General features: G+C 60.7%; 13 protein-coding genes (1 of these 13 only partly in view). 7 read left to right on the forward strand and 6 right to left on the reverse strand.

Features of this window, described 5'->3' with window-relative positions:
- The first annotated feature begins 146 nt into the window (after window positions 1-146).
- From GJA_RS10850 to GJA_RS10865, 4 genes are all read left to right on the forward strand, one after another.
- Window positions 147-1,733: a methyl-accepting chemotaxis protein gene (locus tag GJA_RS10850; RefSeq protein ID WP_038491986.1), complete on the forward strand. Its 1,587-nt coding sequence runs from the start codon at window positions 147-149 to the stop codon at window positions 1,731-1,733.
- A 228-nt stretch (window positions 1,734-1,961) separates the two neighbouring features.
- The gene (locus tag GJA_RS10855) at window positions 1,962-3,062 is read left to right on the forward strand and encodes an AI-2E family transporter (RefSeq protein WP_051780645.1); all 1,101 of its coding nucleotides are present in this window, start codon (window positions 1,962-1,964) and stop codon (window positions 3,060-3,062) included.
- A gap of 33 nt (window positions 3,063-3,095) precedes the next feature.
- The gene (locus GJA_RS10860) at window positions 3,096-3,869 is read left to right on the forward strand and encodes a class I SAM-dependent methyltransferase (protein ID WP_038491988.1); all 774 of its coding nucleotides are present in this window, start codon (window positions 3,096-3,098) and stop codon (window positions 3,867-3,869) included.
- Window positions 3,870-3,921: 52 nt separating this feature from the next.
- Window positions 3,922-4,413: a CPBP family glutamic-type intramembrane protease gene (locus tag GJA_RS10865; protein WP_038491991.1), complete on the forward strand. Its 492-nt coding sequence runs from the start codon at window positions 3,922-3,924 to the stop codon at window positions 4,411-4,413.
- 54 nt (window positions 4,414-4,467) lie between these two features.
- Here the strand turns inward: GJA_RS10865 and GJA_RS10870 are convergent, their stop codons facing one another.
- The 4 genes from GJA_RS10870 to GJA_RS10885 form a co-directional block, all read right to left on the reverse strand.
- The gene (locus tag GJA_RS10870; protein WP_038491994.1) at window positions 4,468-5,283 is read right to left on the reverse strand and encodes a DUF481 domain-containing protein; all 816 of its coding nucleotides are present in this window, start codon (window positions 5,281-5,283) and stop codon (window positions 4,468-4,470) included.
- A gap of 282 nt (window positions 5,284-5,565) precedes the next feature.
- The gene (leuD, locus tag GJA_RS10875; RefSeq protein WP_081905341.1) at window positions 5,566-6,201 is read right to left on the reverse strand and encodes a 3-isopropylmalate dehydratase small subunit; all 636 of its coding nucleotides are present in this window, start codon (window positions 6,199-6,201) and stop codon (window positions 5,566-5,568) included.
- Window positions 6,194-7,660, reverse strand: coding sequence for a 3-isopropylmalate dehydratase large subunit (leuC, locus tag GJA_RS10880; protein WP_242404512.1), 1,467 nt, complete (start codon window positions 7,658-7,660; stop codon window positions 6,194-6,196). The genes leuD and leuC overlap by 8 nt, the downstream gene beginning before the upstream one ends.
- A gap of 15 nt (window positions 7,661-7,675) precedes the next feature.
- Window positions 7,676-8,578: an alpha/beta fold hydrolase gene (locus GJA_RS10885; RefSeq protein WP_038491997.1), complete on the reverse strand. Its 903-nt coding sequence runs from the start codon at window positions 8,576-8,578 to the stop codon at window positions 7,676-7,678.
- Between the two features lie 98 nt (window positions 8,579-8,676).
- Between GJA_RS10885 and GJA_RS10890 the strand changes: the two genes are divergently transcribed.
- The gene (locus tag GJA_RS10890; RefSeq protein ID WP_038492000.1) at window positions 8,677-9,597 is read left to right on the forward strand and encodes a LysR family transcriptional regulator; all 921 of its coding nucleotides are present in this window, start codon (window positions 8,677-8,679) and stop codon (window positions 9,595-9,597) included.
- A gap of 14 nt (window positions 9,598-9,611) precedes the next feature.
- On the opposite strand, the gene GJA_RS10895 is transcribed toward GJA_RS10890, so the two are convergent.
- Window positions 9,612-10,910 (reverse strand): cation:proton antiporter, encoded by a 1,299-nt coding sequence (locus GJA_RS10895; RefSeq protein ID WP_038492003.1) that lies wholly within the window; start codon window positions 10,908-10,910, stop codon window positions 9,612-9,614.
- Between the two features lie 141 nt (window positions 10,911-11,051).
- Window positions 11,052-12,197 carry a mechanosensitive ion channel family protein gene (locus GJA_RS10900; RefSeq protein ID WP_038492006.1) on the reverse strand — a complete coding sequence of 382 codons (1,146 nt, stop codon included), beginning with the start codon at window positions 12,195-12,197 and terminating at the stop codon, window positions 11,052-11,054.
- A gap of 539 nt (window positions 12,198-12,736) precedes the next feature.
- Between GJA_RS10900 and GJA_RS10905 the strand changes: the two genes are divergently transcribed.
- Both GJA_RS10905 and GJA_RS26135 read left to right on the forward strand, forming a co-directional pair.
- Window positions 12,737-18,232, forward strand: a complete 5,496-nt coding sequence (locus tag GJA_RS10905; RefSeq protein WP_051780647.1) for a discoidin domain-containing protein — start codon at window positions 12,737-12,739, stop codon at window positions 18,230-18,232.
- 1,241 nt (window positions 18,233-19,473) lie between these two features.
- Window positions 19,474-22,752: the 5' portion of an immunoglobulin domain-containing protein gene (locus GJA_RS26135; protein ID WP_479686744.1), read on the forward strand. 24 nt of this gene lie beyond the right edge of the window; the window shows 3,279 of its 3,303 coding nt (coding positions 1-3,279); its start codon is at window positions 19,474-19,476; its stop codon lies beyond the right edge, outside the window.

Raw genomic sequence — 22,752 nt, forward strand, 5'->3', positions numbered from 1 at the left:
GTCGCACGCTCAAGTGTATTGCAAAGTATTGACAAGCTGACTGCCTAAACAATGCAAGTTAGTGCGCCGGCAACGTGCGCATTCGCAAACGACTTCCATTTCGCCGCCTACCGGCGAGTTTCTTTACAGCAGCCATAGGATATACGATGAAATCACTTAGCAGTTTGAAAATTGGCACCCGTTTGATGCTCGGCTTCGGCACACTGGTGCTGTTAATGCTGGGGCTGGCCGCAATCGCGTTGTTGCGCATCGGCGCCATCGCGGACGCGGTCGAATACCAGCAAAAAATACGCGCCGACAAGCTCGAACCATTATATGTGGCGCGCGAGGCGCTTGACCAGACCGGCCTAGCGGCGCGCAACGCCTTTATCTTTCATAACGAAACCGATGCGCGCCGGGAACTCGATATCGTCGATACCCAGAAAGCCCGCTACCTGGAAGCGTTGGCGACGCTGGAGCCGGTCTATGGCGCCCATCCGGATTTCCAGAAAGTCAGTAGCGGCTTGAAAGCCATGGCCGATGAATTGAAGCGTCCGCGCCAGTTCCGCGAATCGGGCCAGATGGATGCGTACGGCACCTTCCTGGTCGATGAATGCAGTCCGCTGCGGCGCCGCATCGTCGCCGACATCGAGGTGGTACTGAAGGCGGCGCAGCAGGAAACCGATGCCGCCGGTTTTAATGCGCACGATATTTACAGCCAGGCGATCCGCTGGATCCTGGTCCTCGCCATCTTCATCAGCGTTATCTGTATCGTCATCGCCGCATTTATCACCCGCGGCTTGCTGAAGCAATTGGGCGGCGAACCGGCGTATGCGGCTGAAATCGCCGGCCGGATCGCCCAGGGCGAACTGGCGGTCGAGGTGCACACCGCGGCACACGATAGCTCCAGCCTGCTGTTCGCGATCAAGACCATGCGCGACAACCTGGCCGCCATCGTCGGCAAGGTGCGTATCGGCACCGACACCATCGCCACCGCGTCGACTGAAATTGCCAGCGGCAACCGCGACTTGTCGGTGCGTACCGAACAGCAAGCCGGCTCGCTGGAAGAGGTGGCGTCGTCGATGGAAGAATTGATTTCCACAGTGCGTCAAAATGCCGAAAATGCCTTGCAGGCCAACCAGCTGGCGCAAGCCGCAGCCGATATTTCCCAGCGCGGCGGACAAGCCGTCGGCCAGGTGGTCACCACCATGGACATGATCCACGCGTCGTCGAACAAGATCGTCGACATCATCGGCGTGATCGACAGCATCGCTTTCCAGACCAATATCCTGGCGCTGAACGCCGCCGTCGAAGCGGCCCGGGCCGGCGAGCAGGGCCGCGGTTTCGCGGTGGTGGCGACCGAAGTGCGCAGCCTGGCGCAACGCTCGGCCGCCGCCGCCAAGGAAATCAAGGTCTTGATCGACGATTCCGTCAGCAAGGTCGGCACCGGCACCAAGCTGGTGCAGCAGGCCGGCGCCACCATGCACGACGTGGTGTCCGGCATCAAGCGGGTGACCGACATCATGGCCGAGATCAGCCACGCGACGCGCGAACAAAGCAGCGGCATCGAACAAGTCAACCGCGCCATCATCGAAATGGATCATGTCACCCAGCAAAACTCGGCACTGGTCGAGCAAGCGGCGGCCGCCGCGCAAGAATTGCAAAACCAGGCAGGCGGCCTGGCGCAAGTGGTCGGCGTGTTCAAGCTCGGCCTCGATGCCGTACCGCGCAAACGCCTCGCCTTGCGCGCCTGATCGTTTCCTCTCCCGGCGCCGCCGCGCCCTTGCTTTTCTGTCCTCTCCTTGATTGGATGCCGGTAGTCTCTACCGGCATCCTGCAGTAATGCCCCTCCGATAACTTGTTTGATACACTGCAAGTGCTAAGAAAAATATAATAATTTCCCCTTTGCGGAGAATTCCACGGCGCAGGCAGGTGGCACGCGGTGTATCGCCAAGGGCAACTTCACTTGAAACGGATTAAACATGCTGGGTTTCGACATTCGGACAGGGAAAATAGTGTGGACGACGGCATTGCTTTTGTTGCTGTTTTATATGGTTTATCTGGCGTCGGTGACGATCGTCGTGATGGTGTTCGCGGTATTTTTCAGTTACCTGGTGTATCCGCTGGTGGAGCTGGCCGAGCGCCGCGCGTCGAAACGGATTCCGCGCACGGTCTGGATCGCGCTGGTGTTTGTGCTGGTGATCGTGCTGGCCGGCCTGGGCGTGGCGCTGTTCGGCAGCCAGATCCAGGCGGAAGCGATTACCCTGAGCCAAAGGTTGCCGACGCTGATCAATTCGCAAAACGTGGTCGACCGGATTCCGTTGCCGGATGCGATGGAACCGATGCGTGCCCGCATCATGGATTTCGTGCGCTCGCAAATCGCGGCCGGTACCGACCAGGCCATGCCGCTGGCCAAGAATTTCGCCGGCGGCTTGATGCATGCGGCCGGCAACCTGATCTACATCGTGCTGATTCCGGTGCTGAGTTTCCTGATGATCAAGGAAGCGCCGGCCATGCGCGGCGCCTTGCTGGCGTGGCTGGGGCAGGCCAACCGCCGCTTGTGGGGTGGCATCATCGACGACCTCGACGTGCTGCTGTCGAAATACGTACGCGCGCTGCTACTGTTGTCGCTGGCGACCTTCATTGCCTACGGCATTGCTTTCTGGCTGCTGGATGTGCCATACGGCATGTTGCTGGCTGGTTTGTCGGCCTTGCTGGAATTCATACCGTTTGCCGGACCGCTGGGCGCCATCGTGGTCACGCTGGTGGTGGCGGTCTTCAGCGGCCATGAACACATGCTGTGGCTGGTGATCTTTTTCCTGGCCTATCGCATGTTCCAGGATTATGTCGTCAATCCCTACCTGATGAGCGAAGGCGTCGAAGTCAGCCCGCTGCTGGTGATCGTCGGCTTGCTGGCCGGCGACCAGATCGGCGGCGTGGTCGGCATCTTCCTGTCGGTGCCGGTGATGGCCGCGCTCAAAATCGTCGCCGTGCGGCTGGTTGCCGCCAAGGCCAGGAAAGCTGCCGAGGCCGAGCAGCAGGCCGCGCCGCCTGTTGATCTGGAAAAATCCGCCGTTACTTGAGTAGAATAGACCACATACTGACCAGGAGGATGCATGAGCAATGCGATACACCGTGCGGCGGCCGACGGCTACACCATCAATGCCGACAGTTATGTCAAGGGCCGGCCGGATTATCCACCTGAACTCGCCGGCTGGCTGCGCGGCGCGCTGGGCTTGCACGAAGGCAGCACGGTGCTGGACCTGGGCGCCGGCACTGGCAAATTCACGCCGCGCCTGGTGGCCACCGGCGCCCGCGTGATCGCGGTCGAGCCGGTCGGGCAGATGCGCGCCAAATTGTCTGCGGCCTTGCCGCAAGTCGAGGCGCTGGCCGGCAGCGCCGAAGCGATTCCGTTGCCGGATGCGTCGCTCGACGCCGTCATTTGCGCGCAAGCGTTTCACTGGTTCGCCACGCCGGCCGCGCTGGCTGAAATCCGCCGCGTGCTGAAACCGGGCGGCAAGCTCGGGCTGGTGTGGAATATGCGTGATGCGCGGGTCGGCTGGGTGGCCAGCCTGGATGCCATCGTCAACCAGGTCGAAGGCGACACGCCGCGTTATTACACCGGCGCCTGGCGCAAGGTATTCCCGGCGCCGGGTTTTGGACCGTTGCACGCGTCGCATTTTTCACATGGCCACAGCGGCAGCCCGGAAGACGTGGTGCTGAACCGGGTCCGTTCGACCAGTTTTGTCGCCGCATTGCCGCCGGAGCAACGCAGCAGCATCGACCGCCAGGTGGCGGCGCTGATCGCCAGTACCGCCGAACTGGCCGGCAAGGACGTGGTGACAGTGCCTTACGAAACCGCAGCGTTTGTCATCGCCAAGGAAGCTTGACCGGGGGGGGCGATCCGATGCGCGCCGATATGCTGCCGGTATGGAAATCCGGATGACGTCGCCATCCGTCCTGCGTCAGGTGGCGCTTGGCCTGTGCTGGGGCTTGCCGACCTATGGCGTCGGCGTGCTGGCGCTGTTGCTCGGCAAACTGATGCTGCCGCACCATTTGTGGGGCGCGGATGCCGGCGCGGCGATGTTCGAACGCGAAATGCCGGTATTCCAGCTGTTTTTCTGGGGGGTGATATATGCGCCCATCTTTGAAACGTTCGTGGGCCAATTGCTGCCGCTGGAAATACTGCGCCGCTTCGGCGCGCGCAGGGCGCTGTGCATCGCCGCCGGCGCGCTGGTGTGGGGCGCCGGCCATTATCTGTATGGCGGCATGCTGCATGGACTGGTCGCCGCCGCGTCCGGCGCACTGTTGTCGTACATTTACCTGCGCTACCGGGAACCCGGCGTGGCGCTCGCATATTCCACCGCGACCATCGCGCATGCGTGCAGCAATGCGCTGGTGCTGATCGTCAATTACCTGGGGCTGACAATGTGATGCGGACACAGCCTGATGATCAAGGCTGCCCGGTTAACCAGGCAGCCTTTATTCTCAGAACGAATACACCAGCGTCAGCGACGTTTGCGTATCGGTATTCTTCTTATCTTCCGGCACATTGCTATCGTTGCGGGCGACGAAGGCCGCCTTCATTTGCATGGTGCCGTTGATCTTGGCGCTCAGCGCCGATTCCGCGTTGGAATGCATGTTCGACGTACCGCGCTCGACGCTGAGGCTTTGCGTAAAGGTCGCCGATGAGCTGACTTTCCACTTGAACGCGGCCGCGCCGCGCACCGTCATGCCGCTTTCGGACTCGCCGGATTCGCGGATGCCGTTGAAATAACCCGGACCGAGTTCGACATCCAGGCTTTTGTCGTCGGTTTGATACCAGCGCGAGCTGTGACCGACCGCCAGTGTCGAGTATTTGGTATAGGCGCCGAATTTGTCGTTGACATGCGATGCCAGCACGAACAGTTTTGCATTGTCTTCCAGCAGCTTGTAAGCCGCTTTGGCCGACACCGAAAACCGCTCGGCGGAGCGTTCGCGGGTGCGCTGACCTTCATCGTTGGCGATTTCATCTTCCTTGAAATAACCGCTGAAGATGTATTGGTTACTCCAGTCGTCCAATTCCTGGCGCGCATCGATCTTGCCGGTGACCGAGGTGCCCTCGGTATTGCCGGAAGTCGTGATCGCGCCCAGTTCGGCGGAGGTGGCCCAGGTGCCGATCGGGACTTCGTCGAACAGGTAGCGGCTTTTTTTGACTTTGGCGGCTGGCGTGCCGGTGCTGTCTTGCGTGTCTTTGGTGTTCTCGGCGGCAGCGCCGCCGTGGGCGATGGCCAGCGCCAACGCCAGTAGCGAAAATAATTTCATGTGATGTTATCTGCGACTTGCGTTCATGCGGCGAGGCATTGCGCCAGGGCACCGTATGGGCAAGCCTTCTTTCGTCAAAAAAACGCGTCCTTCAAAGATACCCCGCTACGCTGCCATGGCGTGCGGCCCTATGGCTTGATCCTGGCAGCTGAGTCCGTATTGTACCCGAGCGGCACGCTAACGTCCGCCCGGGGGGGCAACTTTTCAATTGACGAAACGGCGCCGTTATTTTTATTGGAAACATCACCGGCGACGATTTTTTTGACAATATTTTCAGGCGGATCAGCTTGCGCCGGCCAGCACCTTCATCCACGGATAGGCCAGCGCATGAGCGGCCTCGAAGTCGCTGATCTGCTGATCCAGCTGCAAGGTCATATCGATCATGTCGATGCCTTCGACGATCATGCGCTTGTCGCGCGGGGCCAGCGTGAATGGCGTCATGCGGCCGTTGGGGCTGCCGATCGTCATGCGTTCCAGGTCGATTTCCAGGCTGGCGCTGCCGGGTGTGGCGACGTCGGCGATCAGGTGATCGATGGCGGCCTGGTCCAGCTTGATCACCAATAAACGGTTGTTCAAGGCATTGCCAAAGAAAATTTCTCCGTAGCTCGGCGCGATCACGGCGGCGATGCCGAATTGCTGCAAGCCCCATACCGCATGTTCGCGGCTGGAACCGCAACCGAAGTTCGAGCCGGCGATCAGGATGCGCGCGCCTTGATAAGCTGGCCGGTTCAGGATGAAGTCCGGCCGCAGCCGGCCATCGCCGTCGAAGCGCAAGTCGTACAGCACGCCCTGGTCCAGGCCTTCCTTGCTAATCGTGCGCAAGAATTGCTTGGGCATGATCTGGTCGGTGTCGAGGTTGTCGATCAAGACCGGCGCGGCGACGCCGGCGATCTTGCCGGGCATGGTTTTGTCAGGCATGCTGTTCTCCCAAAGTGCGCACGTCGGTGATGACACCGGTGATCGCGGCGGCGGCGGCCATGGCCGGGCTCATCAGGTGAGTGCGGCCGGCGCGGCCCTGGCGCCCTTCAAAATTGCGGTTGGTGGTCGAGGCGCAGCGCTCGAACGGGGCCAGCACGTCGTCGTTCATCGCCAGGCACATCGAACAGCCCGGCTGGCGCCATTCAAAACCGGCGTCGATGAAAATTTGCGCCAGCCCTTCCTGTTCGGCCTGGCGCCGCACGGCACCGGAGCCGGGCACCACCATGGCGCGCACTCGCGGCGCTACTTTATGCTTGCCGACAATCGCGGCGGCGGCGCGCAAGTCTTCGATGCGGCTATTGGTGCAGGAACCGATGAAGACGCGGTCGATCGCCAGGCCGGTGATCGGCTGGCCGGCCTGCAAGCCCATGTAATCGAGCGCCTTGACGGTCATCGCCGACGCGTGCGGATCGCCGGACTGGCTGTCGCCCGGGCCGGGCACGGCGCCATTGACCGGCATGCCCTGGTCCGGACTGGTGCCCCAGGTGAGGTACGGCGCCACGTCGGCCGCGTCGAATACGTGTTCGGCGTCGAACACGGCGCCGGGATCGGTATGCAAATCGTCCCACGCGGCGGGCAGGGTGGCGTGGCCGGCTTCATCGGTGAAACCGGCCACATGGCTGGCCAGGTAGGCGCGGGTGGCCTGGTCCGGCGCGATCAGCGCGGCGCGCGCGCCGGCTTCGACCGCCATATTGCACAAGGTCATGCGTGCCTCGACCGACAGGCTATCGATCGCCTTGCCGCAGAATTCGACCGCGTAGCCGCGCGCGCCTTGCGCGCCGATGCGGCCGATCAGGTACAGCGTCAAATCCTTGACCGAGGTGCCGGGTGGCAAGCTGCCATCGATGCGGATGCGCATCGTGCTTGCCAGCCGGTAGACCAGCGTCTGGGTCGCCATGATGTGCTCGACTTCCGAGGTGCCGACGCCGAAACCCAGCGCGCCCAGCGCGCCGTAGGTGGTGGTGTGGCTGTCGCCGCACAAGATCACCATGCCGGGACGCACCAGGCCGCGCTCCGGCGCGATGATGTGCTCGATACCCTGGTCGGGGTCGTTGGTGTCGAACAGGCGGATGCCGAACTGTGCGCAATTACGCCGCAAATTCAGCGCCAGCAACGATGAGGCCGGGTCGAGGATGACGCGCTGCGGCACGGCCACCGGATGGGTCGGAATGATGTGCGACACGACTGCCAGTTGCTGCGCCGGACGGCGCACGCCGTGGCCCTTGTCCTTCAAGCCCGTGAATGCCTGCGGGCTGGTGTATTCATTCATGATATGCAAGTCGGCGTACAGCAGGATGTGCTGTGCGTCCAGCCCGGCGACGGTGTGGGTGGCGACCAGTTTGCCGTACAGTGTCCGAGGACCCTGCGGGCTGCGGTGTTCCATGCGCTGTTCCATCATAGGTGACTCCTTGATTCAGGCTGGCCGGACTTGCGTGGTTTCCAGCCTCAGAAACGGCAAGACTTCGGCGAGCAACGGTTCCGGTGCTTCTTCCGGGATGTAATGGCCGCATGGCAAGGCTTTGCCGCTGACTTGTTCGGCCAGCAAGTCCCATTCGGCCAGCGGGTCGAAACATTGAGCAACCACGCCTTGCGCGCCCCACAGGGCCAGCATCGGGCAAGCGATCTTGTTGCCGGCCGCCAGGTCGGTGCGTTCATGTTCCAGGTCGATGCCGGCGCTGGCGCGGTAATCCTCGCACATGCCGTGGATGGCGGCCGGATCTTGCAGGCAGCGCAGGTATTCGGCGTACGCTTGCGGCGTGAACGGCGCCAGGCCGGCGCTGCGGCCGCCGACGGTGTAGCGCAGATATGCTTCCGGGTTGCCGCCGACCAGGATTTCGGGGAAGGGCGCCGGACGGATCAGGAAAAACCAGTGGAAATACCTGGTGGCGAATTCGCGGTCGGTTTTCTCATACATGGCCAGCGTCGGCGCGATGTCGAGCACCACCAGCCGCTGTATGCGTTCGGGAAAGTCCAGCGCCATGCGGTAGGCGACCCGGCCGCCACGGTCGTGACCCATCAGCAAGAACTTGTCGAAACCCAGCAATTCCATCAATTTGACCTGTTCGGCGCCCATGGCCCGCTTCGAGTAATTGCTGTGGTCCGGCAAGCCTTGCGGTTTGGCGCTGTCGCCGTAACCACGCAAGTCGGCGGCGATCACCGTGAAATGTTGCGCCAGTTGCTGCGCCACCTTGTGCCAGATGACATGGGTTTGCGGATGGCCGTGCAGCAATAACAGCGCCGGACCGTCACCGCCGCGCACATAGCTCACGTCGGAACCGTCGACGGCGACCGTGTGCCTGGTGAAGTGTTCAAACATGCTTGTCTCCAGAAGTATTCTTTCAGCTGCGAATTGTAGGCTGGTTTTTTGCCATATAATTCGTCGAAGAAAAACCAATTCTTTCTTTGAGATAAATAATGAGCGACGTGTCGGATCTGGCGTTTTTCACCATGCTGGTCAAGCATGGCAGCCTGGCGGCGGTGGCGCGCGAAATGGGCGTCACGCCGCCGGTGGTTACCAAGACGCTGGCCAGCCTGGAACACCGGCTCGGCGTGCGCTTGCTGAACCGCACCACGCGGCGCATGAGCGTGACGCACGAGGGTGAAGTGTATTATGCCGAAGCGGCGCGCATCCTGGCCGATATCGAGGAATTGGAAAGCGCGGTGTCGCGCAGCCGGGCCGTGCCGAAGGGCTTGCTGAGGGTGAATGCGACGATCGGTTTCGGCCGCCAGCATGTCGGCCCGGCGATTGCCGAATTCGCGGCGCGGTATCCGGAAGTCGAAGTGCAATTGCATGTCACCGACCGGCCGGTCAACCTGGCCGACCAGGCGTTCGATATCGGCATCCGCGTCGGCGCCTTGCCGGATGCACGGATGTATGCGCGCAAGATCGCATCGAACACGCGGCGCTTGTGCGCCGCGCCGCAGTATCTGAAACGCCATGGGCCGGTCAATACTCCGCGCGACTTGCAGCGCCACCAATGCATCGTGCTGCGCGAAAACGACGCCGCCTATGGCACCTGGAATTTGCAGCAAGGCAAAACCCAGGAAACCGTCAAGGTACGCGGCAGGCTCAGCACCAACCATGGCGAAATCGCGCTCGGCTGGGCGCTGGACGGCCACGGCATCCTGCTGCGTTCGCAATGGGATAGTGCGCCGTACCTGCGCTCCGGGAGGCTGTGCGCCGTGCTGGATGACTGGAACGTGCCGGATGCGGATATCTACGCGGTCTATCCGGAGCGGCTGAACCTGTCGGCCAAGGTGACGGCCTTGCTCGATTTCCTGCAAAAACATTTTGAGCGGCAGTTACAACGCGAGGGACTGGAAAGCGGCTGGTAGTGTAGGCACGCGTTCTATTTGCGCCAGAATTTATCCAGAACTGGCGTCACGCTAGCGCCATGCACCACGATCGACAGCATGATGACCACCACCGTAATCTGGCTCAAGTCCAACGCCAGCGACGGTGGCAAGCCGTGGTTCAGCGCATACATCAGGTAATACACCGAACCGATGCCGCGCACGCCGAACCAGGCGGCGATGCGGCGCATCTTGCGGCTGGCCGCGGCGCCCGATCCCGCCAGACCCAGCATGACGCTGAGCGGGCGGGCGATGAAGAACAGGAATAGCGCGCTGCCCCAGGCGCGCCAGTTCCACGCATCGGCAGTGATCGCGCCGCCGAGCAGCAATACCAGCGTCAATTCCGACAGGCGCTCCAGGTGCTCCTTGAAGATCAGCGATTCGCCGCTGACCGTGCGCGGCGCGTCGTCAAGGGAAGCGCTGGCTGACGGGACATGCAGCGCTTCCGCCTGCAGCAAGCCCTGGCGGTCTTTCGGCGCGCCGGACAGCACCAGCTCCGTATGCCGCAGCGCGACGCCGGCAAAAAACACCGCCAGGAAACCCCATGCCTGCAGCGCCAGCGCCGCGCCGTACACGGTGGCGATCAGGCCCAGCCCGGCCAGGTCGTCCAGCACTTCGTGTTTCGGCTCCTTGCCGCGCAATTGCCAGCTCAGCCTGGCCAGCGCCGCGCCGCCGGCCAGGCCGATGGCGATCGCGCCGCCGGTGGCCCACAGCAAGTCGAGCAGCACCCAGCGCACGCCGAAATCGCCTAATTCGTGCAGCCCCAGCAAGCCCAGCCCCAGCATCACGAAAGGAAACGCGCTGCCATCGTTCATGCCCGCTTCGCAGGTCAGCGCAAAGCGCAATTGATCCTTGTCGCCGGCGTGGCGCACCTGCACGTCGGTGGCCAGCACCGGATCGGTCGGCGCCAGGATCGCGCCGAGCAGGATGCCGGCGCCGAGCGGCAAGCCCAGCATGAAATAAGCGTAAGCGGCCATCAGCGCTACCGACATGCTCATCGACAGCCAGGCCAGCCGGATCGACGGCGCCCAGCGCTGCAGGCTGAACGGCACCGGCATCTTGACGCCGGCCGAAAACAGCGAAATCAGCACGGCGATTTCGGCCAGTACTTCCAGCAATGCCGACTGCCGGTACAGATTGAATGAAAACAGGCCGAGGCAAACCGGGCCGAGCAGCAAGCCGACGCCGAGGTAGACCATCGCCGAACTGGCCGGCAAGCGCGCCAGCGTGGTGGCCGCCAAGCCGCGCGCCAGCATCAGGATGCCGATCAGGATAAACCAGTGGGTGGTGGTCATGATGGGGCGCGGTGGCGCGTAACAGACAGGCGGCCGATTGTAGCGGTCAACTATTGCGGGCGGCGCGCGCGAGGCGGTGCGCGCGAGGCGGGGCGCGCGAGGCGGGGCGCGCCAAGTGGGGCGCGCGAGCGCCGCCCGCCTTCAGGCCGGGCCGGGGCCGGCCAGGATTTTGTCCAGCCGCACTGCCGGATACGGCTGCTGGTCCTTGCCGGCCGCCTGTACCGTCAGCGGATCGAGCGACGAGCGCAGCCGTGGCAAGCCTTCCGGATGATGTTGGGCGATAAAAGCGATGATCGCTTCGCGCACGATGCAGCGCAATTCCAGCACATCGCCCGAATTGCGCGCACTGATCATCAGCCGCAATTGCATCGCGCGCTCGTTCGAATCCGTCACTTGCACCTTGCAGACCCGCTCATCCCATTGCGGCGCTTCCTTGCAGATCCGTTCGAATTCGGCGCGCAGCGGCGCCAGCGGCACCTTGAAATCCATCCACAGGAAAACGGTGCCGAGCAGCGTGGTCGAACTGTGGGTCCAGTTTTCAAACGGATTTTCGATAAACCATTGCAGCGGCACGATCAGGCGGCGCTCATCCCAGATGCGCACCACCACATACGTGCCGGTGATTTCCTCGACCCGGCCCCATTCGCCGTTGACGATCAGCACGTCGTCGATGCGGATCGGTTGCGAAAACGCGATTTGCAGGCCGGCGATGAAGTTGCCCAGCACCGGCCGCGCCGCGATACCGGCCACCAAGCCAGCCACGCCGGCCGACGCCAGCAGGCTGGCGCCGATCTGCCGCGCGCCCGGCAGCGTCAGCAGCACGAACGACAGGCCCAGTATCACCGCGATGGTGTGCGCGCTGCGCGCCAGTACCCGGGTCTGGGTAATCATGCGGCGCGCCTTCAGGTTGTCGGCCACGTCGACCGGATGCAGTTCGGCGATGGTGACGCTGACCGACTCGATGCATTGCATGGCGAACCAGGTCAGCGCCAGGATCAGCGCCACATTGGCGATATGCGACATGCCGAGCAGCCACGGCGTATCGTCCGGCGCGCCGGTCAGCACCAGCCGCAGCGCGAACAGCAGCAGGCACAGCTGACTGGCGCGGAAGGCGATGCGGGTCGCGGCGCTGGTGAACGGACGGTTGCGGGCCAGTCGGCGCAGCAGCGAAATGCTACCGCGGTGCAGCACCAGCGCCAGTATGGCGGCCGTCATCGCGCTGACCAGAACCATCAGGCCGGAGCGCAGCGGCCCCTCGTGCAAGCTGTCCATCAAGCTGAAATCCATAGGCGAAAACTCCTTCTTGTGATTGATCTGGATGTCGGAAGCCCTCCATTCTAAAGGGTGTCGCGGTGACAAGACCGTACTGTAGAGAATTGCTGGCGATGCAGGAACGCCTGGCAAGCCGGCCGTCGGCGGCACGGCATCGCTGTTTGCCGCTGCAACCCAGCCCGGAATTTCAGTGATGGCGACGTTATCGATAACATTGTTTTCAAATCGAGGCCCGAATGACTATTTTGCCTTGGTTCGGGCCAAAATCGAGGATCTTAAACTTCAATAATGTTGTATTTGCGCAATAGTATACACATCCTCATATTTCTTTCTAGAAATTCGTTGCCATAGGAAACCATTGGGATAATAATTCTTCGTGGAAATACTTAGCGCTGCCTTAAAAAGTGTTAAACCTGCTTGACAAGGCGGTTTTTGAAAAGGCGATTGAATGTTCAAATGATCGCCGCCGCCAGATGCAAGCTTCCGATGCCATGCCGCCGACTGCAATCCAGCGGCCGGCGTAGTTATTTTCTTTTTGGTGACTAATGAAAAAAATGAGACCTGCAAAACGGCCTGGCCTGTGGCTGTTTTTTGCGTTATGCCTGTCGGCCGGCGTGTATCCGACGCCGTACGCCCAGGCGCAACAATCCTCGGTGGCGCCGCCATCGGAGCGTTTGAAGATCAATCTGGGCGCCACGCCGTGGAAATATACGAAAGACGAAGCCTATACCGATATCAAGAATGCGGCCGCCATCAGCGCCGCCGATTTCAACGATAGCGGCTGGACCACCGTCGGCGTGCCGCATTCGGTCAACGAATCCGAAATGTTCGTCAACCATGACAGCGGCTTGGGCAAGATTACCGGCGGCACAGTCTGGTATCGCAAAATCTTGCCGCTGTCGAGCAGCTATGCCGGCCGCAAGATCCTGATCGAATTTGAAGGCGTGCATACTGGTGCGCAAGTTTTTATCAATGGCCAACTGGTGAAGGGCACCAGTCAATTTAATAAAGACTTTACCCATGTCATCGGCTTCGTGCCATTCGTGGTCGATATCACCAATCTGGTCACGCTCGGCAGCGATAACGTGCTGGTGGTCAGGGTGACCAAGGATGGCTTCGAGAATCCGCATTTCGCCAACGACTTCCGCTTTGGCCAGGGCGATTCCGGCTTGTTCCGTCCGGTGCACATGTATGTCACGGACAAAGTGCATATCCCGCAAAACGTCTATGCCGGACAAGAAACCTGGGGCACCCATGTGTCCACCTTCAGCATCGCGGACGACAAGTCATCGGCCGAGATCCAGGTCGAGACCAATATCCGCAACGAAGACAGCGTCGCAAAAAATGTCACGCTGACCACCCGCATCGTCGATGCGGCCGGCAATACGGTGGCCGAAGCGAAGGACGTGCGCGTATTGCCGCCGAACGCGGCAGCGCAGCCGGTGGAAAACAAATTTACGCAAAACCTGACGGTCAGGCAGCCGACGCTGTGGTTCCCGAACAATAGCCAGTTCGGCACGCCGTATATGTATCGTGTCGCGCATATCGTCAGCGTCGACGGCGTGGTGGTCGATGCGGTCGAAAGTCCGCTTGGCATCCGTACCATCACCTGGGACAAGGACTTCCCGAGCATTAACGGCCATCCCCACCGTCTGTGGGGCGCTTCCGGTCGCTACGATTATCCGGCGCTCGGCACCGCCGTGCCGGACGAGCAGCAATGGCGCGACCTGAAGCTGCTGGCCGATGCCGGCGGCAGTTTGTACCGTCCCGGCCATTCGTCGTCGAGCACGGAATTCGTCGAGGCAGCCGATGCGCTCGGTATCTTCATCGTCCAGCCTAGCGGCGAAGGCGAGGGGGCTTTTGAAAAATGCTATAACGTGCGGGCGGGTGACGGTTGTGCGCAAGACGAGATCGATAAATTTGACCTGAAAACGGAAATTCATCGGGAAATGATCGTGCGCGACCGTAATAATCCTTCGATTCTGTCGTGGGAGTCGAATAACGGTCCGATGGATACCAATTACGCGCAAGTGTTGATGGCCCTGAACAAACAGTGGGATCCGATCAATACCCGGGTGGCAACCGACCGTACCGCGGATCCGCATAACGGCACCATCCTGGGATGTACCAAAACCGGTTGCGAACTGCTGATCAAAGACCTGTACCCGAATTCGCCGGTGTGGGATGCCGAGTCCTGGGGCAAGGGCGATTACCGCTACAAATACGATAACGAAATTGAGCTGACGGCAGAGTTCCTGGACAACTGGCGCCGCGGCGTCGCGGCGAAAACGTTCGGCATGGTGCAGTGGTATCTGGCTGAAACGCCGGGTGAAAACAATATCTTTGCTTCCTCGCAAGGCCAGTCGAATACGGGCAAGGGCGACGTGCGTTCGCTCGGTTCGGCCATGATGGACGGCAATCGTTTCCCTAAACTGATGTATTACGCGTATCAGGCGGCCTGGGTCGATTTCACGACTCGCCCGGTGGTCAGCCTGGCGCATCACTGGAACCGTTCCGGCAAGGTTCGCGTCAACGCCTTTAGTAATTGCCCGTCCGTGCGTCTGCTGGTCAATGGCGTGCAGCAGGGCGCCGATCAGGCGCCGAATCCGCTGGATATGCCCAACAACGATGTGAGCGAAAACACCACCGGCTTGCCGCATCAGGTGCATTGGGACAATGTCGAGTGGCAAGCAGGCGTTGTCAGCGCGCAATGCATCAGTTCCTTGGGCGAGTTGGTGCAATCGAACGGCCAAGTGGTACAAGACCAGCGGGCCACCGCCGGCAAGGCCGACCACATCGTGCTGAGCACCGAGCCCGGCTTGAAAAAACCGGATGGCACGACCTTCCAGATCACCGCCAACGGCAGCGATGCCGCGTTCATCACCGCCAAAGTGGTCGACGCCAAGGGTATCCTGGTGCCTGAAGACAGCAGCAATATCACCTTCAGCGTCAGCAGCAACGGCAATTACCGCGGCGGCTGGAACCACGCCGTCACCGCTGGCAAGGACGAGCGCTATCACTCGCCTGACGATCCGGAACTGGCCGCCGAGGGCGGCCTGGCCCGCATCGCGGTGCGCAGCCGCTTCGAACCGGGCACGGTGACGGTAAGCGCGGTCGCTTCGGATGGCAGCCTGCGCGGCGCCAGCACCACGTTTGAGGTGGTGGCGGTGCCGCAGGCAGTCAACGCCAGCCAGTTGCCGCCGGTATTTGTCGCCGAACCGCAGTCGCTGACCGTCAGTGTCGGCCAGCCCGCGCATTTCGAGGTATTGGTCTCGGGTGCCGCACCGTTGAGTTTCCAGTGGTTGCGTAATGGCGTCGAGATTACCGGCGCCACCGGCAGCAGCTACGATACGCCGCCGGCTGTCACCGACGACAATCATGCCGTGTACAGCGTCAAGGTGAAGAACAGCTATGGTGAATTGACCAGTCGCGAAGCTGGCGAAACCGTGGTGGCGGCCGAAGCGCCAGCGGTGCTCAGCCTGCCCGTGCCGGATGGCCTCCATGTGGGCCAGGAGGCAGTCTTCAAGGTGACCGTTTCGGGTTCGCCAGTGCTGACTTATCAATGGTATCGCAACAATCAGCCTATCGAAGGCGCGACGTCGAGCACTTACCGCATCCCGGCGGTGAGCGCGGCCGATGATGGCGTGACCTTCTACGTCGAGGTGAAAAACCCGGTGGGCCGGGTCCAGTCGGCGCCGGTCACCTTGAAGGTCGGCGCGGCGACCGCGCCGCACATCATCCAGCAGCCAAGCAATCAGGTAGCGGCGTTGAACAGCCATGCCAGCCTGACTGTGACGGCCGAGGGTAGCGGTCCGCTGACGTACACCTGGTACGACAAGGATCAGCATGTGGTCGGCAACCAGGCGACGCTGGATTTCCCGTCAGTCAAAGTCGCCGATTTCGGCCGCTACACGGTACACCTGCACAACGCTGCCGGCGACGTGGACAGCGATCCCGTCACGCTGGTGCAGGCCGACCCTGGCGTCAACCTGGCGCGTGGCCGGACGGCAACGTCGAACAGCATCCAGGATACGGAAGGCCTGGCTCCAGGCAAGGCCATCGATGGCGACATCGATTCGCGCTGGGGTTCGCTCACGGAAAAGGAAGCCGAGATCACCGTCAATCTGGGTGAGGCGCGGGATCTGAACCGCATGATACTGCGTTGGGAAACCGCGTATGCCAAGGCTTACCATATCGAGGTGTCGAGCGATAACCAGAACTGGACCCGGGTGTATACGCAAGAAAAAGGCAGTGGCGGCGTGGAAGATATTGTCTTCCCTATCGTTAACGGCCAATATGTGCGGGTCTCCGGCACCGAACGCGGCACCGACTACGGTTATTCGCTGTACGAAATCGAAGTCTATAATGTGACACGCACCGGTAGCGCCGCCGAGCGTTACAGTGTCGTCAGCAGCCGCGTGGTGAGCGACAACAGCACCAAGCTGCTGTGGCAGCGGGTACCGACCACGAACGGGATCGCCCAGTTCACCCAGGTATTGGCGGGGCAGTATTGCGCCAGCACCGGCGAGCGTTTGCCGACCCGGGAAGAAGCCTTGTCCATCTCTGGCGACAGCAATAGCGTACAGGCATTCAGCAGCGGCTGGACCACCTGGACCTCGACCATGTCGGAACGCGACCCTGGCCGGGCCTATGTCGTGAAGGCGAACGGCGAAACCTCGACGCAATTGTTCGATAATTTCCCGAACGATGTCATGTGCGTCAGCGGCACGCCGCAGTTCACCGCGCCGGCGATCGTTGCGCAGCCGTTGAGCCAGACCGTCAAGCTGGCCGCGGGCCGCAACAAGCAGGCTTACTTCGCGGCTGTCGTCAAGGGTACCGGTCCTCTGACCTATACCTGGTATCGCAACGATGTGGAGGTGGCGAAGTCGATCAATCCGGCCTACAGCCCGGTCGTCACGCAGGTCGACAACGGCGCCAGGTACAAGGTGACTGTCAGCAATAGTAGCGGCGCCAGCATCACCAGCGACGCGGCGATCCTGACCATCGCCGGGGCCAACGACAATGGCACCGGCGGCGGTAATGTTCCTCCGCAGCAGCAAGCGCCAAGCATCGTATCGCAGCCGTTCAACCAATCGGTGGTGCCGGGCCAGACGGCCAGTTTCAGCGTTGTCGCCAGCGGCGCCGACAACTATGTTTACCAATGGTATCGCGACGATCAGCCGATCGACGGCGCCGCCAGCAGTAGCTATGTCACGCCGCCTGTCAAGCTGGACGATAACGGCCAGCGTTTCCGGGTCGCTGTCACGAACCCTGCCAACGGCAAGGCAACCAGCAGCAATGACGCCAGCCTGCTGGTGATCGACGGCGTGCCGTCGCGCGACGACAATCTGGCGCTGCATGGCCAAGTCACGGCCAGTTCGGTCGAGAAGAAAGCGGACGGCACCGATAATCTCGATTACATGAATCCGAGCTATGTCACCGACGGCGATAGCATCACTACCCGCTGGGCTTCCGCCCAGAACGACGATCCGGCCATCGCCGACGATCAATGGATCCGTGTCGATCTTGGCTCGGAGCAAGAGATCAATTCGGTGGACCTGGCGTGGGAAGGCGCTTATGCCGCGCAATACAAGATCCAGACCTCGTTGAACGACCAGGATTGGAGCACCGTCTATACCCAGAATAACGGGCAAGGCAGAGAAGAAACGCCGTTGTTCTCGGTGACCAAGGCACGCTATGTGCGCATGAAGGGCATCAAGCGTGCCACTGGCTACGGTTATTCGCTGTATGAGTTCAAGGTGTTCGGACCGGTGCTGGCGATCCGTACCCAGCCGGCCGCGCGAACAGTGAATGTTGGCCAGTCGGCGCACTTCACCGTAGATGCGGTGGGCCCGGGCAAGCTGACTTACCAATGGTTGAAACAGGGCGTGCCGGTGGCCAGCACCGACGTACCGTTCTACGATACGCCGGCGGCGAGCAGCGATGACAACGGCGCCTTGTACAGTGTCGTCGTGGAAAGCTCCAACGGCAGCAAGATCACCAGCGATGGTGCATTGCTGACCGTACATGTAGCACAAGGCCTTCAATAAGGCTGATGTAGGCGCCAGTCCGGCACTCGGCAAGACGTATTTTCAGTCCTGTCGAAAGCCGGTCGGGCGCCACGGCAGCTTAGGCGATTGATGGCAACATCAATCGCCGCTGCGTGCCGCAGTTCGGCGGACCGGCGCGGGCATGCTGCAAGCGCTGGCTTTCCGGTAACTTTTCATTTGTATATCAATAGAGGCGTGACGTGGATGCCGCGCACAAGTTCCTCCAGCGGCGCGATCTGCGCCGTTATGTTTTGATGGGCTTGTAAATTATATATAACATTGTTTCTAAATTTTTCGTCTCAAAACTATTTCTTGCCTCATTTCAGGCCAGTTTTGACGATGGGAGTCATCATTTTAGTGATTATTTTATATACCGTTTATTGCATCTATTTATTGCACTGCAGAAATTAGTTGCACCAGGAAACTATACGGATAATAATGCCTCGTGGAAACACTTAGCGCTGGCTTAAGGGCGTTAAAAATGCTTGACGGAACCGAATTTCACTAACGCTGTTCGTGATGGTTGTTCTGTGACGTTCAAGTACTCGGCGCCACGCCACGCACCGTGACCCGGCGCGTGGCGTGGTTATTTTCTTTTTTGGTGACTAATGAAAAATATTAGACCTACAATACGGCCAAGTTTTTGGCTGTTTTTTGTATTATGCCTGTTGGCCAGTTTGTACCGGCCACCTACCGCCAGGGCGGCAGAGTCGACCCTGTCGCCGCCATCGCAGCGCTTGAAGATCAATCTGGGCGCTACTTCATGGAAATACACCAACCAGGATCGTTTTATCGGCGATCCGCATGTTATCGATGTCGCCTACGACGATAGCGGCTGGACCTCGGTTGGCGTACCCCATTCGGTCAACGAACAGGACATGTTCGTCAACTTCCATGCGGGCTTGCACGGCATGCCTTACGGTACCGTCTGGTATCGCAAGCACCTGCCGCTATCGAGCGCCTATGCGGGCCGCAAGATCCTGATCGAATTCGAAGGCGTGCATACCGGCGCCCAAGTGTTCGTCAATGGCAAGCCAGTGCAAGGCACCAGCGCGCTGAATCCGACCTTTACCCATGTCATCGGGTTTGTGCCGTTCGTTGTCGACGTGACCAATATGGTCACGCTCGGCAGCGACAACGTGCTGGCGGTCAAGGTCACCAAAAATGGCTTTGAAGATCCGCACTTTTCGGGCGATGCGCGTTTCGGCCAGGGCGATTCCGGCCTGTTCCGTCCGGTGTACATGCATATCACCGACAAGGTGCATATTCCGCAAAACGTCTATGCCATCCTGAAGACCTGGGGCACGCATGTGTCCACCGCCAGCATCGCCGGCGACAAGTCGTCGGCCGCGATCCAGGTCGAGACCAATGTGGTGAATGAAGACAGCGTACAGAAGAACGTTACGCTGACCACCCGCATTGTCGACGCCAACGGCCAGATGGTGGCCCAGGCGCAAGAAGCGCGCGTGTTGCAGCCGAATGCAGGTTCAGGCTTGACGACCAACAAGTTTGTTCAAAACTTGACCGTCGCCAAACCGACACTGTGGTTCCCGAACAATAGCAGCCACGGTACGCCATATATGTACCGCGTGCTGCATATCGTCAGCGTCGATGGCGCGGTGGTCGATACGGTCGAAAGCCCGCTTGGCATCCGCACCATCACCTGGGACAAGGACTTCCCGATCGTTAACGGTTACGCCCATTATCTGTGGGGCGCATCCGGCCGCTACGACTATCCGGCACTGGGCAGCGCCGTACCGGAAGAACAGCAATGGCGCGACCTGAAGTTGCTGGCCGATGCAGGCGGCAGCTTGTACCGTCCGGGCCATTCGTCGTCGAGCACGGAATTCGTCGAGGCAGCCGATGCGCTCGGCATCTTCATCGTCCAGCCTAGCGGCGAAGGCGAGGGGGCTTTCGACAAGTGCTACAACGCGGTGTTGAGCGAAACCTGTACCCAGAGCGAACTCAATAAATTTGCGCTGAAAAAGGAAATCCATACCGAGATGATCGTGCGCGACCGTAATAATCCTTCGATTCTGTCGTGGGAGTCGAATAACGGTCCGATGGATACCAATTACGCGCAAGTGTTGAAGGCGGTGAACAGTGAGTGGGATCCGGTCAATACCCGGGTGGCAACCGACCGTACCCCGAACAACAACAATGGCACCATTCTGGGATGTACGCTGAATGGCTGCGAACTGGGCGTCAAGGCGCAATTCCCGAATTCGCCTGCCTGGGGCGCCGAGTATTGGGGCAAGGGCGATCACCGTTATAAATACGATCACGAAATCGAGCTGACCGCCGAGTTCCTGAACAACTGGCGCCGCAGCGTGGCCGCCAAAGTGTTCGGCATGGTGCAGTGGTACCTGGCTGAAACGCCAGGCGAAGACAATGCCTTCCTGTCCAGCACCGCGCCGGCGCCGGTGGGCGATGCGACTGATCTGCGCAAGCTGGAAGTACGTTCGCTCGGTTCATCGATGATGGACGGCAACCGCTTCCCGAAACTGATGTATTACGCCTACCAGGCAGCCTGGGTCGATTACAAGACTCGTCCGGTAGTCAATCTGGCGCACCACTGGAACCGTTCCGGTACCGTGCGCGTCAACGCCTTCAGTAACTGCCCGGCGGTCCGTCTGCTGGTCAATGACAAGCAGCAGGGCGCCGATCAGGTACCGAATGCGCTGGACAAGGAAAACACCGACCTGAGCCAGAACACCACCGGCTTGCCGCATCAAGTGCATTGGGATGGTATCCAGTGGGAAACTGGCGTCGTCACCGCGCAGTGTATCGACGAGATCGGCAATGTGGCGAAAGCGGATGGCCAGAATGTGCAAGACCAGCGTGCAACCGCCGGTGCGCCCGACCATATCGTGCTGATCACCGAGCCTGGCTTGAAAAAGCCGGACGGCACGACCTTCCAGATCACCGCCAACGGCAGCGATGCCGCGTTCATCACCGCCAAAGTGGTCGACGTCAAGGGTATCCTGGTGCCGGAAGACAGCACCAACATCACCTTCACCGTCAGCGACAACGGTAATTACCGTGGCGGCTGGAACCATGCTGTGTCGCAAGACAAGCCTGATACTTACCACTCGCCTGGCGACCATGAACTGGCAGCCGAAGGCGGCCTGGCCCGTATCGCGGTGCGCAGCAAGTTCGAACCGGGTACCGTGACCATCAGTGCAACGTCTTCCGACGGCAAGCTGCACAGCAACGTTGCCAGCTTTGACGTGGTGGCGGTGCCGCAGTCCGGCGACGCCAGCCAGTTGCCGCCGGCATTCGTGGTGCAACCGCAATCGCAGACCATCAGTGTCGGCCAGGCCGCGCATTTCGACGCTGTTGTGTCGGGTGCCGCACCGCTCGAGTTCACCTGGTACCGCAATGGCGTCGAGATCGTTGGCGCCAAGGGCAGCAGCTACAATACGCCTATCGCTGTCGACGGCGACCTGACTGCCGCGTATACCGTGAAGGTGAAAAACCGCTTCAACGAAATCACCAGTAACGACGCGGTCGCGACGGTGGTCAAGCCTGAAGCGCCAAGCATCGTCACCGCTCCAGTGGCAGTGAGTAAATTAGTGGGCCAGAGCGCAAGCTTCAATGTCGTCACCCGCGGTTCGCCGGCACCGACCTATCAGTGGTATCGCGACAACCAGAAGATCGAAGGCGCCCAGTCGGACACCTATACGATCGATGCCGTCAAGCAGACCGATAACAATGCGTCGTTCTACGTGGTGGCAAGCAACCTGGTCAGCAGTGTGCAATCGACACCGGTCACCTTGACCGTTGGCGCCGCGACCAAGCCGCACATCACCCAGCAGCCAGGCAATCAGGTCGCGGCCTTGAACAGCCATGCCACGCTGGAGGTGAAGGCCGAGGGTAGCGATCCGATGACCTATACCTGGTTCGACAAGGACCAGCGCATCGTCGGCACGGCTGCCAAGCTGGACTTCCCTGCGGTGAAGGCTGCCGATTTTGGCAAGTACAGCGTACATGTGGAAAACGCCGCCGGCTTCGAGAACAGCAATGTCGTTTCGCTGGTGCCAGCCGCTCCCGGCATCAATCTGGCGCGTGCCCGCATTGCCACGGCTGATACCACGCAGGATTCGGTCGGCCTGGCCGCAGCGAAAGCTGTCGATGGCGACATCGATTCGCGCTGGGGTTCGGACTTCAAGCCGACCGCCGAGCTGATAGTCGACCTGGGCTCGACGATGAGCATGAACCGCATGATCTTGCGCTGGGATCCGGCCTTTGCGAAAAAATACATCGTCGAAGTATCCAACGATAATATCTTGCAAGTACCCAAGGATCAGCAAACCTGGACCAAGGCTTATTCGCAAGATCAAGGCAACGGTGGCGTGGAAGATACTACCTTCCCGGTCGTCAGCGGCCGTTATGTGCGCATGACCGGCAACGAGCGCGGCACCCCTTATGGCTATTCGCTGGACGAACTGGAAGTCTACAACGTCGCCAATTTGTCCCGCGATGGCAGCGCTCCCGAGCGTTACACCCTGGTGCCAGGC

This window comes from Janthinobacterium agaricidamnosum NBRC 102515 = DSM 9628 (genome assembly GCF_000723165.1).
Lineage (GTDB): Bacteria > Pseudomonadota > Gammaproteobacteria > Burkholderiales > Burkholderiaceae_D > Janthinobacterium > Janthinobacterium agaricidamnosum.